This window comes from Enterococcus sp. AZ196, assembly GCF_050498845.1.
GTDB lineage: Bacteria > Bacillota > Bacilli > Lactobacillales > Enterococcaceae > Enterococcus_A > Enterococcus_A murrayae.
The window spans coordinates 673,219-690,852 of sequence record NZ_JBIPAM010000002.1 but is presented as its reverse complement, the minus strand read 5'-3'; the positions used below and the strand labels follow the sequence as shown (position 1 = coordinate 690,852).

Genomic DNA, 17,634 nt, shown 5'->3' with positions numbered 1-17,634 from the left:
TCCTTCTATTTTTTAAACGTAACTATTTGATCATAACGGCAAAAAAAGAATCAATCCGTGAGAATGCGATATCCTTTCCCCCAAATAGTTTGTAAATCACAGTTTACAAATCCAGAATCTTCAAGCTTCATTTTTATTCTCCGAACGATTGACGAAGTCTGGGCTAAGTTGGAATTTGTTACTTGCGCCCATATTTTTTTGCAGATATCTTCTCTTGAAATAACTTTGCCTTTAGCATTGTATAAAATTTCAAACACTTGTCTTTCCTGATTGCTCAAGAACAACATTGAATCGATATCTTTAATGTTAAAGGACAGTAAATTGAGCTTGCTACTTTCTTGATATAGCGCATGGTTTTTTCTTAATTTCTCTCCTATCACTTCTAAAGGATCATCCATAAATATGAAATTGAAATTCTCATTTTCATATTCATGATGATTTTTTGAGAATGTGGTTGCTTTCCTAAAAAGAACGGAGTCTTGAATGCTCTCATTTTTAGCTAATTCCATCACCTCATCATCTGAAATCGTCTCGCTAAAAATAATGTTTGGAAAATAATTAATCACTGGATAATTTTTATTATCCTTTATTAATCCCTCTAGCAAATGGTTACTGCAAAAGACTTCGTAACCAAGCAGATGCAATTTTTTTAATATTTCTTCTTCAGCAAACACACATTTCGTCAGTATTAATACATTCATTTTTCTCTTCCTTTTCTCCTTTTTTATCGAACTGCTTTCTCACCATACTGATAATCATTTATAAATAAAAATTGAATTGATGGTCTCATTCGCTATTTCCCCAAAATTTGTTATTATTAGTATAGTGTCACCTCATCCAAACCTTTGTTTTATAAAAATATGTTGGTAATCGAAAAAACGAGACCTATACTTCAGTCTCCAAACTAGTTTTCAAAACGAAAATAACTATTCTTTAATTGGGACAAAAATGTTCCTAGTCTTATAAAAAACTAGAAAAAGCGTTCAAAACCTTTAAAAATAAAGGTTTTGAACGCTTTTTGACGCTTTATGACGGCGGAAATTATTTAAAGAAAAAAAAGAACTCGTCTTTCTATTTATAAACGTTGATTTTTATAAGTATTATAAATCAAAATTTGTTTAGTAAGCGCTTTCTTGAGAAAGGCAAATAGAAGGAGCCTTCGAAGCTAAAGAAAGCGTTTTCTAAGAGATTGATTTCTCCATTTCCTCGATAACTTGACATCTTTGTTCAAGCAACGCATTGACATAGGTATCCAATGTCATCTGTGTAGAGGCATGGCCTAAAAGCGCGCTGACCGAGGAGATATCCCCTCTAGACTCCAAGCAACGCGTTGCAAAAGTATGCCTCAATTGATGAAAATGAATATGAGTTAAATTTGCCTTTAAACGGATTTTATGAAAATAATAGGTAAGCAATCTCGGCTCACAAGGTTTATCGCAATGAGAAAAAACAAATTCACTAGTCGTCTTTTTCTTGTGTTTTATTAATAGTTTCCTTAACGCTTTACTGATAGGAATCACGCGTACTGAAGCTTCTGTTTTAGAACTAGCAAAATTTAACTGTGTTCGTTGTTTGCCATGTGAAACCCCTATTCGTTGATATGTATGGCGTACATGTATCAAGTCTGAATCGAAATCAATATCCGACCAACGTAAAGCAGAAATTTCTCCAATTCTCATCCCTGAATGTAATGCTAATAGAACTGGGAGACCTTTTCCTTTCTTTTCACTTAAAGCAACATGCATCAGCGTTTTTTGCTCCTGACGAGAAAGTGCCTCAACCTTTTTTTTCTTAACCCTTGGTAATTGGAGGCTGGCCAAAGGATTGGATAAAATTTTTCCACATTTTTTCGCATGATTTAAGCATTTATTTAAGACCCGAAAGATTACATGTACCGTAGATCTAGCAAGTTTAGTCCTTAATTCTTTCAGTAGATCCCTTCCTTGTTCAGCAGACATTTCGTTCAAAGGTATATCCTTTAGTATCGGTAACACGTATTTATAAATTTTGTAATAATAGCTCGAAAAAGTGGCTGGTTTGACTTCATGCTGAACATGACTCAACCAATAACTAGCCCATTCTTCAAATGTTTCACTGGAAACCCCGTGAGTTTGCTGGATTGTCATGTAATGAATTCTAAGTGGAAACATCTTTTGACGAACTTCCGTATAAGTTTTTCCATACACGTATCCATACTTAATTTTTCCATTTATTTTCCGACCTTTTGAATAACGTCCCTCCCAGCGTCCATCCTTTCTTAGATAGATATTTTCTCCTTTTCTCATTAGCAACTAACCTCCTAATTTGACGGCTTAAATGACGGTACATTTCTTTTATAATTATGGTTTATTTCTCAAAAAACGAGAATTGTATTTCTCATTTTTTACAATGTATTTTCAAAGAGAAACAAAAATAATTTATTTCATGAAGATTATTGATTAATTCTAACCACTATTTTATAATAGCATTACAAAACGATTTTAATTCAAAAGATAAATAAGTTAATTTATTTTTTAAAGAAATATTTCTTTTCTAGTTTTTTATAAGACTAAGTAAACCTATTAAAACAAATAAATACATTCCCGACATTTGATCCACACTAGATAACAAATACGGATTATTTTTAAGCTATGATTTCTCTTGTTCAAATAATTTTTTAGTACACTTTTCAATATCACTATTCTTATTTTTTTCTAATCTGCTTTTAAGTACCCCATCCACCCGTAAAAATGGATGGCTTTTTAGCACCCCTAGAAGAGGTCATCACTCACGTACTCCTCATTAGTTATTTCTTTGACATTCATGTATGAATGCCTCCTTTCAAATTCGTTAAATGAAGTAGATTTCCGTCTTATCTTCTTTACAAGAAGGTAATGGGAATGGCTCCTCTCCTCAGTTTCGCTAACCGCTTGCTTCTCCTGTAGATTCCCTTACTCCGAAAGATTCTTAAGTACTGATCCAAGTTCTTCACACCGACCATGATCTTCTTCCAATGTCCGAAGGCTCTGCTTCTCTTTGGCTGTTTTCGCAGGTTCTTTGACGGAGACGCAGAATTCACTTCATGTTACAACCGGATAAGTTGCTCCCCGATTTCTCGGTACTTTGTCATTTCGCCATGGGATTTCGTCAATAGCTGCCTGATAGCTTCTGAGCGCCTTGGCGCCTACACAGACTGGACTCTCACTAGTTAGCAATTAACCACTTGCTGGGCACGCGGCATAGAAAAACTCCTTTCGATAAAATGAGCGGTTGGTACCCACTTACTAGTCTATCGAAAGGAGTTTTTATCACTAAAGCTATCTCGTCCGCGCGTAGAAACGCGCATTTTTTGTTTCGTGTGCTCCACGAGCGAAATTGAATAAAGTCATTAATGAAAAGTGCCCCAAAAATTGATTTCATCAACTTTTGGATACCTTAAATTTTATATGTCTTTAATGTTGAAAAAAAGACCTGCCGCAGCAGGTCTCCTTTAATCTTCTTTTTCTTTGTCAATTTTTTTGTTGATTTTACCAGCGACATCGTCTGCTGTTTCCTTGGCTTTGTCTTTTGCCTTACCGAAGCCTTGTTGGACTTTTCCCTTTAGCTCAGTTGATTCGTCATCTGTCAATTTTCCCTTTGTTTCATTCACTTTACCTTTTAATTCATCGCTGTTTGCCATTATGACCCCTCCTAATTTATTCGTGTCGAACTGGCGTCCTGTTTAATTGTTTCTAAAAATAGTGTACCACCAGAAAAAATAGAAGGCTAAAAATCTGCTTACTTATTCAAAAGGCGCTCCGCCTGCTGGATTTCCTGTTTTAGTGTCTTGATTCGTTCTTCTTTTAACTCACTAGAAAATTCTAACTGCTCCAACCGCTCCAGCTCGATTTTTGCTGCAGCTAGTTCAGCCTTCACTTCATAGAGAACGCTTTCATTTAATTCCATTGTATTTCTCCTCTCAAGCATCACGCACCAACCACCAATTAATTCTATGCTACACTGCTTTTGAGGTGAAGTAAATGCGAAATACATGGCTGCAAGAACAATTAGCAACGATCTCAGATGAAAAGCATCAATTTGTTATTGATGAAGCGATCAAATACATCGAACAATTGGAAGACGATAATGAGAGTCTGCAGGTCGCTCTAGAAGGCAACATCTGGAGTCCAAAAAAGTGGAATGAAAAAGCAGAGAAGTAAGCCGCGAATCATCGGCTGCTTCTCTGCTTTTGGTTTAAATCCGTCTTATTGAAGAAAGCGAAGGATTTCTCTTTGCGCCTCCTTTGCGGCATGTTCGCAGTAATTGGCGGAAGAAGGATTTAAAAATCCGTGATCTACGTTAAGTTCGTTGCCCTACGCAACAGCCAAAAAGTCTCTCTCCCTGAGAAGCTCTTCGGCTGCTGCTTGTTAAAGGCTGTAATGAATAACTTGCTCATATTTTTTGAACAGCTCTTGATTCAGCTGATCACCGCCGTCAAGATTTGCTGAATAGAAAATCGGCGGATACTCAATCCCACGTTCCATTAATTTGCGTGTGACCTCTACAATGATCGTATTTAATATTGCTGCACCGATAACAGTGGAGCTGGGACCCACCTGTTGTTCGAGCCCTTCGATAGAACAACAGGCATCGCCAATATCTCCATGATTGTCTAAAACGATATTCGCTAATTCAAAAAGACGTTTTCCTGAAGAATGTCGACTAGTTACCTGTTTTGAATAATCTACATTGGTCAACGCGACAATCTTCACCCCTTTTTCTTTAGCAGCCAAAGCTAGGTCGATGGTTACAGGATTTCTGCCAGAGACAGAATGAAGGATCAATACGTCATCGTTCTTAAAAGGAACAGTCGAAGCAAGTGTCGTTCCATAGCCTTCCAGTCGTTCCATTTTACTAGTAACAGTAATCGGCGACTGATCCAGCATCAGCTCTCGGCCAAAAATAGCGTTGATGGTCATCATTCCGCCAGCACGATAATACAACTCTTCGGCTAGAATCCCGGCATGACTTGCCCCAAAAATATAGATTCCATTGCCATTTAAATTAGCCTCGGTCAGTAATTCAATCGTTTGATTGATCGAATCAGCTTCCTTTATTTCTACTTCCTTTAACATTTCCTGAATGCGCTCAAAATATTGAAACATTTAAAACCCTCCAAACAAACTGCCGATTAGTTTTCCAATCATTCCCCACAAGGAAAGATCATTTCCGCCAAAAATCAATAGCCAATTTTGAATGGTCGTACTAAACACCACTGCTGAAGCTCCTACTAACAGAACCATCGCTATAGACGCAGTGACTGTCCCAATAATAGCTCCGCGAAGTCCGCCTTGACCTTCACCAATTACAGCCGCACCGCCACATTCAAAGAAGCTGGTGATAACTAATGGTACGATCAAAATGCCGAATAAATCAAAGCTATTTACAATAATGACTAAGATCGTCGAAGTAACCATTGCTACGATAAACCCAATAATTACTGCATTTGGTCGATAATTAAAAAGAATTGGCACGTCAAAGGCTGGTTTCGCCCCTGGTACAACTTTCTCAGCAATTCCTTGAAAGGCTGGAATGATTTGGTTGATCAATAAACGAACCCCGTAAAGCATGATCAGTAATCCAGCACCGAAGTTTAATCCTGCTTCAAGAGCAAACATCACCAAATTGCCGCCTTCTGGAATCAAAACTGGCGCAATGATCCCTACTACCAGATTCATTAAAAACATCACCAATCCGCCAGTAATAGAAATTTCTCTGAAGAATGACAGACTTTCCGGCACATTCAAATCTTCCGTTGATTTTTCCTTATTCCCAACTCTTTTAGCAACGAAGCCTGAAATCAAAGACAAAATTCCTGTAGGGTGCCCAATCAAAAACGAGTCATCCCCTGTCGCATCCCAAACATATTTACGCATGATCCATGGCATAACTGACCAATAGATGGCCGACAGCACAGCGCTAATAACAATAAGCAGCGTACCTCTTAAGCCAGCCTCAACGCCTCCAGCTACTAACACAAAAGGGAACCACCACAGCATATGTCCAGTCAGAAAAATCGTTTTGATCGGTGTAAAGCGAGCGATCAACAAATGCAGGATCAGTCCCAAAAACATCGCCAAACCAACGGTTCCTCCATATTCAGCAGTAAACGTAACATCAGATAATCCCTCTGCCACCTTCACCCCTAGCTGAGTTTGCACAGCCACGTTGATCGGTGCAATCGTCCCAACCAGCATATTGACACCCGCAGTTAAAATGACCATTCCAAAAGCCGCAGTCATAGAGCCTTTAATAATTTCAGAAATTGATTTTCGTTGAACAAGCAATCCAATCATCGCAATTAATCCTAGTAAAACTGGCGGATTTTTTAGAATATGATCTGTGATAAAATTCATTGCCTTACCCCTCTCTTTCGCTTAAATAATTTTCCATTTGTGACCGTACTTCAGCGACATCCATATATTTTTTGATCGGATAAACCGGTGACTTGACCGATGACTTCAATTCAGACAACAGTTCATTGCTGGTAAAATAGACATCTGCTGGAGTGGCTTTTGCGGTCGAAAGATCCGTATTTTCTACCGTTGCCTTCAGACCCATCTCCTTCACGACTTTATCAATCGACATCTTCAACACCATTGAGCTGCCTACACCAAATCCACATACTGCTAAAATTTTCATTTTTTGTTTCCTCCTTCATTAAATAGTTCAACAATCTCTGGCTTGTTTCCCTCTAAAATTATTTGATAATTTTTAGTATCCATAAAAATCGTCATGATGCTTTGCAAGCTTTCTAAATGGCTTTGACTATCTTTAGCCGCCAGAACTAAAAAGATCTTTACCGGTTTATCCAACATATCGACAGGCTCCTTCACGACCAGCAGACTCATACTTTGTTGGTTTACCCCTTCTCCAGGTCGCGCGTGCAGTAATGCAAAATAATCAGCTATCACCATATAGGGGCCATGCTCCTGTACACTATCAATCATTGATTGAATATACTTTTGAGTAATATAATCTCTTTGCAGCAAGGGCTCTCCTGCTTGCTTGACCGCTTGTTGCCAATCATCAATGGCTTCGACGACCTGAATTTGATCACTTGGCAATACTGTATCTACTAAACTCATTTTTTAACCTCCATCATTTTTGATATGAACCAATTTTTATCCTCAATTCCCTGCATGACTAATTCCATCACAGGTTCAACTTTTCGAACATCCTCCTCCTTGATCATTAATAAGACGATGATGTCGACTTTTTGGTTGCCCCAGTTGATCGGTTTATCTAGGATCAAGATTGATATTGTCGTTTTTTCAACAAATTCTGGTGAGCCATGAGGAATCGCAAATCCGTTGTCCAAATAAGTTGATTGCAAGCCTTCTCGTTCCCAAACCGATTGCTTGAACTTATCCTGCAAATCCTTGTCAGAAAAACTCTGTTGATCGATCAAAAAATTGAGCGCTGCTTTTTTGTTCGAAAAATTTTGAAATAAAATATTGCGCGCAATAAACTCTTTCGTCTCGCTTGCCACCTCCAACCTCGGCAGAGTATCCTGCTCGCGGGCAATGATCAAATCAATGTACTGATTCATAATGCACTTCATGTCTTTGACCGTCACCATCGGGCTGATTCGAACCACTGGCTTTTCAGCAGCTGCAATCTCTACCGTCGAAATAATGAAATCAACATCTGAAAGATCCATTCCCTCCAGCTTTGAAGTGGAGACTGTTTCGATACTATTCACATCTGGTAAAATTCGACGGATCTTTGCCGATACAAAGGAACTAGTTCCGATCCCGTTAGGACAAACAAAGAGAATCTTGTGCATTTTCTTGATCCGCTCTAAGGCGGCTTGAAAATGAATACTTACGAACCCAACCTCATCATCAGATAAAGCAATTTGGTACGGCTTACAAAAATCAGCTAGGCCAAACCAAACGACTCCATAAAGTGCCGGATAGGTTTGCTTGATTTCGTCAATCAGCGGATTAACGACAGAAGACTGGGCTTCTAATCGCAGGATCAACTGATACAGGTGGACGACCAAATCCTCTTCTAAACGGCTATCCTGTGTTAAATCCATCTGCAAGCCTTCACTAATTTTTTGAATCAGGAATCGAACCTTCCCCCGAAAAGTGAAGGGAATCGCATCCTCCTTCATGAAAAAGCGCAACCCGCTGCCGACAATCAAATAGGTCAGATATTGAATCTCTTCTTGGGAAAAGCTGTAGATATTTTGTTCCTCCAGCTCATTCAAAAGTCCATAAACTAATGGATACTTATCAAACTCTAAAAAGAACTGTCCGTATTGATTGGTCCCCTCTAAATGAATGTGATGATCTTCCTTGGCCCGCTGAATGATCAATACGATCGACACAATAATATTTTGAATATAGCTTTCAGGTATCTCGATTCGTTTCTCATTCAATGCGTGATAGAGCCCTTTTGAAACCTTTTCCATCAACTCTTCTTCTATAAAAAGCTCTGTGGATTGGCCATTATTGAGCAGATTGAGAACGATTCGTTTTAAAATTTTTTGTATCTGAACCTCTGAACCTTTGAAAAACGTACCTGAATTATCAAACGTTAACGCCAAATCCTCTTTAGAAAATAAGTCCTTGATATAAGAAATATCATTGGCGATACTGCTTCGCGAGACATAATAATCTTCTGAAAGCTGTTGATAACTAAGATGCTCTTGCTCAAGCAGTCGTTTGACGATCCAAAACTTCCGCTGTTTACTATCTACATAATCGTTATTCATTATCATCCTCACCTTCATCCTTAATGTATCACGCACCGAATTTTACAAGTAGACCAAAAAAATGCAGTAAAAATAAAAAAAACGCTGAACACTTGCTTTTTCTTTAATAGCTATTATTCGGTGTATTCTAAAATATAACACGCATAGCCAATTTACCGACAAACAAAAAAGACCCTCTACAAGAGGATCTTTCATCTACGTACTGAACAGCCCACAGCAATCGTTCGGTACCATCTATGATTTTTTTCTTTGAGGGTACCGAAGTTGAGGTGCAGGCAGCTTTTGGTTTAAATCAGTCTTATTGAAGAAAGCGAAGGATTTCTCTTTGCGCTTCCTTTGCGGCATGTTCGCAGTAATTGGCGGAAGAAGGATCTAAAAATCCGTGAGCTGCGTTAAATTCTCGGATGAAGACAGTTGGCTTATTGGCCAATTTTGAAGCTAGCTGCCTTACTGAAAAGCCAGCTTCTTGGGAAAAAAGCAGCAAGGTTTTGCATTTGGGCATTAGTTGAACATGATCTCTGATACGAGAGCCGTAACAAGCAATCACACCGGTACAATTAATATTATCACTGCACAGCCAAGCCAATGTTCCGCCAACACTATAGCCGATAACAAAGACTGCCTCATGAATCCTAGACAGCCGATCAACAGCGTTGGAAATATTGGACTGCATCTCTGAATGATCCTGCGAATAAAAATAATTATACGCGGCTTCCGCTTCCTGATACGAAAATGCCGGACGTTTCAGTAGATTGGGACAATAAACATGAAAGCCTAATGCGTCAAAATAATGAATCTGATCATTGATGAAATCATTTACCCCGTAAATTTCATGGAGTATCAAGATTGCTTTACTGATTGCTGCCACCCCCATTTTACTCATTAATTTACTCGAAAAAAGACCTTCTAGCAAGAGGATCTTTCATCTAAGTACTGAATGGCCCGCAGCAATCGCTCGGCCCCATCTATGATTTTTTCTTTGGGGGCTCCTATGTTGAAGCGCAGGTAGCTTTTCCCTTCCACCCCATACGTCTCCCCCTTCATGATTGCGACTTTTTCTTGTTTGACCAAAATCGTCTGTAATTCCTCCATCGAATAGGGTAAATTCTTGATGTTGATCCAGGCAAGATAGGTTGCCTCAGGGATTTTGAAATGCAGGCGCGGATCAGCCTTCAGCATCGTATGCAATGCAGCAAAGTTCTCATCGATGGTTTTGTTCAGCTCTTCGACCCATTGTTTTTGATTGTTATAGCAATCCATCGTCGCAAGCAATGCAGGGTAAGGAATCGAGGATAAGCCATCTCGCCCTTTTAGAATGATTAAGAATTTTTCTCGCAGCGTCTCTTCTGGAAACAGCGCATAGGAACCGCCAAGTCCTGGTGAATTGAAGGTTTTCGATGCCGATGACAGCAACACCACGGGTGTCTTGATTTGATCTATAAATTTCAAGATTGGTAGATGCTGCTTACCAGGACGACGAACATCCATGTGAATTTCGTCGCTGATGATTGCCACTTGGTATTTATTGCATAAGGAGATCAATCGTGTAAGTTCATTCTCCGTAAACACTCGACCAGTTGGATTATGAGGATTGCATAATAAGAAAATCGCTGGCTTTTCAGCAACAAATACCTTTTCCAAAGCCGTGAAATCAATTGTGAACTGCTCCTCTTGGTTCGTCAACGAAAAAGCGATCAGGCGTCGTTCGTTCCCGCCGATACAGTTGAAAAATGCGTCATAACACGGCGTGAAGCTCACGATTTTATCCTTTCTTTGGCTCAACAGCTGGATACAGACCGATAGACTGTAAATCACACTTGGTGAATAAACACACCACTCTGGATCCATTCCGCAGGCGAACTCCTGTTGAAACCAGCGGCTGATACTTTGCTTATAATCCAAATGGTTCCAACGAGTATACCCAAAGAAGCCGCGAGCAACCGCCTTGTCCAGCACAGCGATCGTCCCATCAGGAATCATAAAATCGGTATCGGAAATGGAAAACGGCAGCAGCTCTTCTTCACCGAAGCGATCCTGCACGTAATCCCATTGGGTCGAATAGGTGCCATAGCGGGAACGCTGCTCTTTAAAATTGCTCAAGATCGATTCCTCCTTCATCAAATGAATGAATGACTTTAGATAATAGCTGGATGGTTGCCTCCACATCTGAAATCTCCACAATCGAATTCCAAGAATGGCAATAGCGAACAGGCACACAGAAAACTAACGTGGGCTTACCCGCGAACAATTGGACAGAACCTGCATCCGTGCCGCCGCCACCCAGCAGATCATACTGCCACGGGATGTGATTTTTTTCAGCGATACTTTTGCAATAGTCTAGTAATTGAATATTGCCTAAGGCCGTTTTATCTGATAAGACTAGCCCTGGTCCCGCGCCTTGAATTCGATTAGGGTATTCGGCCGCTTTGGGTGTATCCTTCCCATTCGCCACATCGATCACGATATTGATATCTGCATTGACCTGCGCCGCCGCAACTTTCGATCCCCGAGTGCCTGCCTCTTCCTGAACAGTCCCAACACCAATGACCTCAATATTTTTTGTTTCAACTTGATTTTTTACCTGTGCGATCACAGTGCAGGCCACTCGATTATCCAAGGCCTTTCCCATGATTTTTTTCTGATTAAAGCTTTTTTTCGCCTGTGTATTCGGCAAAATCATGTCGCCGATCTGCAAGCCGGCTTCTTCTAATTCAGCTCTTGAACGAACACCAAAATCGATATACATCTCACTGATCGGAACAATTTCAGTCATTTTATGATTAGTTTTGGGCAGTGTCCCCACGATTCCTTCTAAAACAGCGCCATTTTTTCGACAAGTCGCCCTGACCTGCTGCCCTAAAACCACATGTCCCCACCAGCTGCCAACCGGATAAAAGTAAACAAAACCCTCCTCTGTCATGCGCTGAACGAAAAAGCCCACCTCATCCATATGAGCATACAAGGCGATTTTCTTCTTTTTCGTTCCTAAATCACCAAAATATAAGTTGCCAAAGGTATCCTTCGTTGCTGCTTCCTGAATCATTTTCTGCAATGCCTGCTGCACCTGCGCTTCTTGCCCCGGCAGAGCATCTAGATTTGAAAGCTTCAGCAATAGTTCATCAGTTGCTGCCAATTTCCATCCACTCCTTAGTGTATTGAGTTAAAATTTCTGCCTGACCTGCTTCATTTACCCAGACATCATCTTCGATTCGAATCCCAAAACCAGCCTCCGGCAAATACACTCCCGGCTCAACAGTAAAGGTCATATTTTTCTCGATGATCACGCCCTCTTGTGGTGCTAAGGCAGGATATTCGTGACACGAAAGCCCGATCCCATGACCAAGATTATGACTAAAATATTGGGCAAGCCCCTGTTGCGCCAAAGCCTCACGTGCAGTTTGATCGATCTCGCCTAAGGTTCTGCCCACCGCAACGGCTTTGATGGCTTTTTTTTGAGCTGCTAAAACATTTTGATAGGTTTCTTTGATTGCTCCAGCGACCTCGCCAAAAGCAAAGGTCCGAGTGATATCTGAATAGTACCCCTGATAGATGGCACCAAAATCGATCATGATCAATTCATTGGCCTGGATTTCTTTCTGACTAGCATGAGCATGAGGTAGAGCGGTTCGAGCACCAGAAGCCACAATCGTTTCGAAGGCTGGGCCTGCACTGCCTATTTTTTTACTGCGATAGTCGATTTCATTCGCTAGCTCTATTTCAGTCATACCAGTGCAAATCAGTGGCAAGATTTCCTCCAATGTTTGATCAGCAATCTTAGCGGCTTGCTTGATTCCCTGTATTTCCTCTGGCGTTTTGATCATTCGCAGACCTTCGACCATATTTTTTGTTGCTACCAACTGACCGTTGACTTCTTCCGTCAACGATTGAAAGCCGCTAAAGCTCTGATAAGAAATCGTCCCTGCTTCAAATCCCAGTGCTAACCCTTTTACAAAAGGCCGTAATGCTTCATTTAAACTTCCCCCCACAGGAAGCTCACATATTTCGATATTTTTAGTTTGCTGTTGAGCCTGTTGGGTATATCGACCATCAACGAATAGACGCAGCTCTTGTTCTGTGACCAGCAGCAGGCCATTCGATCCGGTAAATCCGCATAGATAGCGGCGATTGATTTTATCTGTGACCAAAAGTCCTGATAACTGTTCTTCAGCGAGTTTTTTTCGTAATTCAGCTATTTTCATTGGTTGCGCTCCTTAAAGCAAAAAGGACAGTCCAAGCTGTCCTTTTTGGCTAGAAATCAATATCTGTTAAATATTGTTCGTCGTCATCTGAAATGACAGAGTTGGCTTTTTCAGCTTCTAATAATGCTTCCCGTTCTAATTCTTGTTTTTCCAATACTTTGAAGAATGGCAGGTACAGCCCAAAGGACATCGCGACCTGGATCACCTGAATAATAATCGCGCGCCAGTCAAATCCCGTCAGGAAGCCTTCCATAAATACTGGGACATAAGGCGGATCAAAAATCGGGAAATTCAATAGTCCTAACTTCATGCAGATCATTGGGAACATCCCAACCAAAGCGCCGCCGAAGATGAATGGAATCATCAAAACGGGATTCAGGATGATTGGCACACCAAAGAGTACCGGTTCGTTAATCCCAAATAATGACGGCAGCAGGGCAACTGCCCCAACCTTTTTATAGCGGAGCGATTTGCTGATCAGCATCGCTAAAACTAATCCGATCGTGACACCCGAGCCGGAGAAGTTGGCAAAGGCAGATAATGTTCCGTTAGTAATCACGTGCTGCAAAGGTTCGCCTGCTTCATGGGCAGCGATATTTTCTGACAGATACTGCACCGCGATTGGTGACAGGATTGGAGACAGTACCGCTGAATGAATCCCGAAGAACCAGAAGACCAAGCGTAAAACTAATACAAAATAGATGATCCACAAAGAATCAAGACTGCCAATAGCCGGCGCCAAAATATCCATAATTACCTGCGGCAGTAAAACTCCGCCGGATAGACTATCCGTTACTGCGCGAATGACGATGAACAAAACACCGATGGCTGCCGTTGGTGTAATCAATTCAAAGGAGCTGGAAACGAAATCCGGCACCCCTTCAGGCATTTTGATAACCAGCTTGTGTTTCGTAAAGAACTGATACAGTTTTACCGAAATAATCGCTACAAAAATTGCCGTAAACAAGCCTTTTGAATCAAGATAAGACGCCACAATATTGCCATTGTCATCAACATCCATCGCCACGATTAGAAAAGCAATGGCAGACAGCATCATGGACCCGACAGTATAAAGCTTATAATGCTCACTCAAGAAGTAAGAGATCGCAAGAACCGCGTATAAACCAACTAAACCTAATGAAACCTTAGAAATAATACCAAAAATATACCCATAATTCTCAAACCAATTCGCTACTGCCTGAGTCTTGATAAACTCAGGGATCGAAGGAAAGATCGCCGCGATCGAACCTAGCAACAGTACCGGGGTCATGACGACCATCCCTTTTTTGATAGCCGTTAAATAAGGATTGCTGTCGACTTTATTCGCAATTGGAACTAAGGTCTTGCGAATAAAGGCTTCCACTTTTTCAAAGGCACCCTGTTTCTTTGGATTTTCCATTTTTTTCGCTCCTAACTATTGAGTTTTCTGTGCTTGATTTTTACGATAGGCAACTAATGCTTGCTTCATCACCGTCGCACCATCCATCGAGCCATAAATATCTGAAGTCAATAAAACGGTCGGTTTAGCAACTTTATCTGCTTCACCTTTGATAAAATCATACTTGTGGCTCAGCTGCGGACCAACTAAAATTACATCATAATCATTGATATAGCGCTCTAATTTATCGACACCGATGGCCTCCATGGGATAATCCTTTTCATCCAAGCTCTTTGATTCTTTGACAATTTTCTTCATTGACTCCATCATCATCGTTGTTGAGAAGCCGCCAGCACAAACTAGCAATGTTTTCATGGTTTTTCCCCCTAAAAAATTTATATTATTGCAAAGCCTTCGCTTCGCTTTGTTCCTTTAACATACCGATCATTTCTTCAATCAGATCACGAGCCAGAATACTGGTCATCAAGTGATCCTGTGCATGAACCATCAATAGGCTTGTTTCAGATTTCTCACCGTTGATCTCGCCAGTAATCAATTTGGTTTGCACATCATGGGCGTCGATGCTTTTTTCTTTGGCCTCCTGCATCTTAGCCTCAGCCTCAGCGAACTTCCCTTTGCGGGCCAATCGTAGAGCTTCAAAGGCGGAACCGCGTGAATCTCCTGCCGCGGAAATAATTTTGAAAATGTCCATTTCTTGTTCGTTCATTGTTTTATCCTTCTTTCATTAAGCTTTTCATATAAGACATAAAGTCTTGAAAATTGGTAATTTTTACTAGTTGATTGTCCAGTGTCGGATCATCCATCATTTTGATCATCAAACGACTGATTTCTTTATGCAGATTCAAATGGTCTTTCTTAATGTTGATCAAAAAGATGACCCTTACCTGTTTTTCACGATAGCTCAACGGCTTCTTCAATAAAATCACATCAATAACTTCCTTGACTGCTGCCTGCTCCATCGGATGAGGCCCTGCGATTCCCTGTTGATAGATCGTATCGATCATCTTTTCTCGTTCTAAGACACTTTGCTTAAACCCGACCTCGACCAAACCATCGGTCTCTAAGCGATCACTCTCCGCTTCTAAAAGGCAGAGATAATCCTCTGCTTGCGTATTGATTTGGAACCAGCTTGGATCAAATAAGCTGAGAACGAACTGCTGCACATCGACAGCCTTATTTTGCGATTCTCGCAAAAGATTCAAATCCTTTTCGATTTTCGTCAGCTCGGCAGGATTCAAGATCGGCTTCGTGTAAATAATCGGAATATCAAACTGCTCCTGCTGAAGCGTCACCGTCGAAATAACCAGATCAAAAACCGAATCAATCTGATCGATTTCATTTAAGGCAAAGGTCGCGACTTCGGCGTTGCTGAACAGCCGCTCTAGATTGACCTTTAATAGGTAGGAAGCGCCGCCGCCAGTCGAACAGATGACCGCGATTTTCTGATAGTCATCGATTACTTGATTGGACTGCTTTTCCAGACTTGCCGCAAAATAAATAGCGACATAGCCAATCTCATCCTTGCTGATATCCGTATCCAAATCCTTGTTCAACTCATTGATAAAGCCCATTGCTACATTAAATACATTGGCGTATTGGGTATAGATATCGTCAATGATGGGATTTTCCAACTGATGCCCTGTATAGAGCCGCTGCAGCAGTGGAGCCACATGCATCAACAAGGCGTTGGCCAGATCCTGATCTTCACGAAACTTGGTATGATAACGCCGATCAACATGCTCTAAAGCCTTTTCGATTGCCTGCTTTAATTGCTGGTTGCTGGCGGCATCGTCTAACACCGCAAATTTTCCCCGCAGCTGTTCCTCTAAATAATTCTTTTCGGCATGAGAAAAATCAATATGATACGCAGCTTCAACATAAGCCACTAATTCTTCGGTTAAACGATCATAGCTATCGCTGATTTTCAGCTCCTCGAATTCTTCATTATTCAAGGTATTGTTCTGCATGATGCGAAAACTCAACAAGCGAATATGCTGAACAATGTTTTCAAAGACAATATCACTGATTTTTAACTGATTCTTTTGAAGCTGCTCCTGCAAGAAACGTCGCAGGTCCGCTTCATCAAAGACAAAATTGAACTCCTTGTAGCGTTCTGTCAGCACCGGTGTATGAATCGTGTTGCGGATCAAGTATAAAATCGCCCGCCGTTTTTTACTTTCAGTTCCGATAATTTTCAACCCGTAATGGGCTTTACTGAAAAGCGTAAGCTCATAATTCTCGCAAAACTGCTCCACCTGCTTGATATCTGCTTTGACTGTCGATAGACTGACATCCAGCCACTCTGCAATTTGCTGCATTGTGATGTACTCCTCATGAAACAGCAGCAGCAGCTCGATATTTTTGATTCGTTCCTGTGGGCTGGCACTGTCTATCTGCTCCTTGTGCTTTGTCCGCGACAAGTAATTGCCAAACCGCGGTTCATCGAGAACCTTCAGCTGATAGCCCTCCGAACGTATTCGTTCGACAGTAAACCCTTCTGCTGGACCAATTTCCTTCAGCCATTTCATATCATTTGCGAGTGTTCGCTCCGAGATTTGAAACTCAGCGGCCAATGCCTTGGGAGCAATCGCTTGCTTCTTTGCATATAAGTATTCAACAATTTTTTCTTGTCTCATAATGACCTCCCGCTTACAACTAAACTATACAATGTAAGCCCTTTACTTAAAATGACAACTTTTTCAAATTAAAAATGCAAAAATGACCTCAATCAAAGGTGCTTCACTATTAAAGCATAGGCTGCCCCTATTCGAAAGTCATTGGTGAAAGGCAAAAAAAATAAGCCCTCCTCATCCCTGCATCTCTAAAAGTTTGCTAGCGGAGCCAAACGTTTGAAGACACTGGAGGTTGAAGGACTTTTTATCTAATTTTCTAGCATTTAATATAGGAATATCCCTGCTCTTGCAAATTGACTAAACCAATCACACCTGACTCGATGATTTCGACCTGCTCGTGCATCTGCTTTGAACGAACATGGAAATTACGCATGGAATGGTGACACGCCTGATAGGTAATATGGGGATATTCTTTCATGAATTTGATTACTCGCGGCAACAGATAGCCTTGGATTGCCTCGCCGTTCATCAATAGTACGATTTCAGCTTTTGGCTCTGACAATAATATATGCTCAATATCATGACGGGCCTCTCGGATCATTCCTAACTCATCGACATGAAAAACAACTTTCATCTAAATCGCCTCCTATTTAAAAAATGCTTTTTTTTGAACAGAATAAAATTATTCCTACTACTTTAAGAGTAGCTGAAAGCGCTAGA

General features: G+C 40.8%; 19 protein-coding genes. 1 reads left to right on the top strand and 18 read right to left on the bottom strand.

The window, feature by feature from the left end; all coding sequences use genetic code 11:
* Positions 1-50: 50 nt before the first annotated feature.
* From IGI67_RS21035 to IGI67_RS21020, 4 genes are all read right to left on the bottom strand, one after another.
* The gene (locus IGI67_RS21035; RefSeq protein ID WP_207107833.1) at positions 51-701 is read right to left on the bottom strand and encodes a winged helix-turn-helix domain-containing protein; all 651 of its coding nucleotides are present in this window, start codon (positions 699-701) and stop codon (positions 51-53) included.
* A 480-nt stretch (positions 702-1,181) separates the two neighbouring features.
* The gene (locus IGI67_RS21030; RefSeq protein ID WP_207107832.1) at positions 1,182-2,285 is read right to left on the bottom strand and encodes a tyrosine-type recombinase/integrase; all 1,104 of its coding nucleotides are present in this window, start codon (positions 2,283-2,285) and stop codon (positions 1,182-1,184) included.
* A 1,184-nt stretch (positions 2,286-3,469) separates the two neighbouring features.
* Positions 3,470-3,658, bottom strand: a complete 189-nt coding sequence (locus IGI67_RS21025) for a CsbD family protein (protein ID WP_207109066.1) — start codon at positions 3,656-3,658, stop codon at positions 3,470-3,472.
* A gap of 98 nt (positions 3,659-3,756) precedes the next feature.
* A complete protein-coding gene (locus IGI67_RS21020) occupies positions 3,757-3,924 on the bottom strand; it encodes a hypothetical protein (RefSeq protein WP_429959144.1) in 168 nt (55 codons plus the stop codon).
* A 74-nt stretch (positions 3,925-3,998) separates the two neighbouring features.
* Here IGI67_RS21020 and IGI67_RS21015 point away from each other — a divergent pair, with 74 nt between their 5' ends.
* A complete protein-coding gene (locus tag IGI67_RS21015; RefSeq protein WP_429959143.1) occupies positions 3,999-4,178 on the top strand; it encodes a hypothetical protein in 180 nt (59 codons plus the stop codon).
* A gap of 207 nt (positions 4,179-4,385) precedes the next feature.
* On the opposite strand, the gene IGI67_RS21010 is transcribed toward IGI67_RS21015, so the two are convergent.
* The 14 genes from IGI67_RS21010 to IGI67_RS20945 form a co-directional block, all read right to left on the bottom strand.
* Positions 4,386-5,123 carry a sugar isomerase domain-containing protein gene (locus tag IGI67_RS21010; RefSeq protein WP_207109063.1) on the bottom strand — a complete coding sequence of 246 codons (738 nt, stop codon included), beginning with the start codon at positions 5,121-5,123 and terminating at the stop codon, positions 4,386-4,388.
* A complete protein-coding gene (locus IGI67_RS21005) occupies positions 5,124-6,374 on the bottom strand; it encodes a PTS ascorbate transporter subunit IIC (RefSeq protein WP_207109062.1) in 1,251 nt (416 codons plus the stop codon).
* Between the two features lie 4 nt (positions 6,375-6,378).
* Positions 6,379-6,660: a PTS sugar transporter subunit IIB gene (locus IGI67_RS21000; protein WP_207109061.1), complete on the bottom strand. Its 282-nt coding sequence runs from the start codon at positions 6,658-6,660 to the stop codon at positions 6,379-6,381.
* Positions 6,657-7,106 carry a PTS sugar transporter subunit IIA gene (locus IGI67_RS20995; RefSeq protein WP_429959142.1) on the bottom strand — a complete coding sequence of 150 codons (450 nt, stop codon included), beginning with the start codon at positions 7,104-7,106 and terminating at the stop codon, positions 6,657-6,659. The genes IGI67_RS21000 and IGI67_RS20995 overlap by 4 nt, the downstream gene beginning before the upstream one ends.
* Positions 7,103-8,743, bottom strand: coding sequence for a BglG family transcription antiterminator (locus IGI67_RS20990; protein ID WP_429959141.1), 1,641 nt, complete (start codon positions 8,741-8,743; stop codon positions 7,103-7,105). Before IGI67_RS20990 ends, IGI67_RS20995 begins: the two co-directional genes overlap by 4 nt.
* Before the next feature lie 298 nt (positions 8,744-9,041).
* Positions 9,042-9,626, bottom strand: a complete 585-nt coding sequence (locus tag IGI67_RS20985) for a dienelactone hydrolase family protein (protein ID WP_429959140.1) — start codon at positions 9,624-9,626, stop codon at positions 9,042-9,044.
* 23 nt (positions 9,627-9,649) lie between these two features.
* Positions 9,650-10,843: a MalY/PatB family protein gene (locus IGI67_RS20980; RefSeq protein WP_429959139.1), complete on the bottom strand. Its 1,194-nt coding sequence runs from the start codon at positions 10,841-10,843 to the stop codon at positions 9,650-9,652.
* The gene (locus tag IGI67_RS20975; RefSeq protein ID WP_429959138.1) at positions 10,830-11,876 is read right to left on the bottom strand and encodes a M42 family metallopeptidase; all 1,047 of its coding nucleotides are present in this window, start codon (positions 11,874-11,876) and stop codon (positions 10,830-10,832) included. Before IGI67_RS20975 ends, IGI67_RS20980 begins: the two co-directional genes overlap by 14 nt.
* Entirely contained in the window at positions 11,863-12,942 is a 1,080-nt protein-coding gene (locus IGI67_RS20970) for a M24 family metallopeptidase (protein ID WP_429959137.1), read from the bottom strand. The genes IGI67_RS20975 and IGI67_RS20970 overlap by 14 nt, the downstream gene beginning before the upstream one ends.
* 49 nt (positions 12,943-12,991) lie before the next feature.
* Positions 12,992-14,341 (bottom strand): PTS sugar transporter subunit IIC, encoded by a 1,350-nt coding sequence (locus tag IGI67_RS20965; protein ID WP_207109055.1) that lies wholly within the window; start codon positions 14,339-14,341, stop codon positions 12,992-12,994.
* A 15-nt stretch (positions 14,342-14,356) separates the two neighbouring features.
* Positions 14,357-14,695 carry a PTS sugar transporter subunit IIB gene (locus IGI67_RS20960; RefSeq protein WP_207109054.1) on the bottom strand — a complete coding sequence of 113 codons (339 nt, stop codon included), beginning with the start codon at positions 14,693-14,695 and terminating at the stop codon, positions 14,357-14,359.
* Positions 14,696-14,720: 25 nt separating this feature from the next.
* Complete coding sequence (locus tag IGI67_RS20955; RefSeq protein WP_207109053.1) at positions 14,721-15,047, bottom strand: PTS lactose/cellobiose transporter subunit IIA; 327 nt, start codon at positions 15,045-15,047, stop codon at positions 14,721-14,723.
* A 4-nt stretch (positions 15,048-15,051) separates the two neighbouring features.
* Positions 15,052-16,977, bottom strand: a complete 1,926-nt coding sequence (locus IGI67_RS20950) for a BglG family transcription antiterminator (RefSeq protein WP_429959136.1) — start codon at positions 16,975-16,977, stop codon at positions 15,052-15,054.
* Between the two features lie 253 nt (positions 16,978-17,230).
* Positions 17,231-17,548, bottom strand: a complete 318-nt coding sequence (locus tag IGI67_RS20945; RefSeq protein WP_207109051.1) for a DsrE family protein — start codon at positions 17,546-17,548, stop codon at positions 17,231-17,233.
* Positions 17,549-17,634 lie beyond the last annotated feature (86 nt).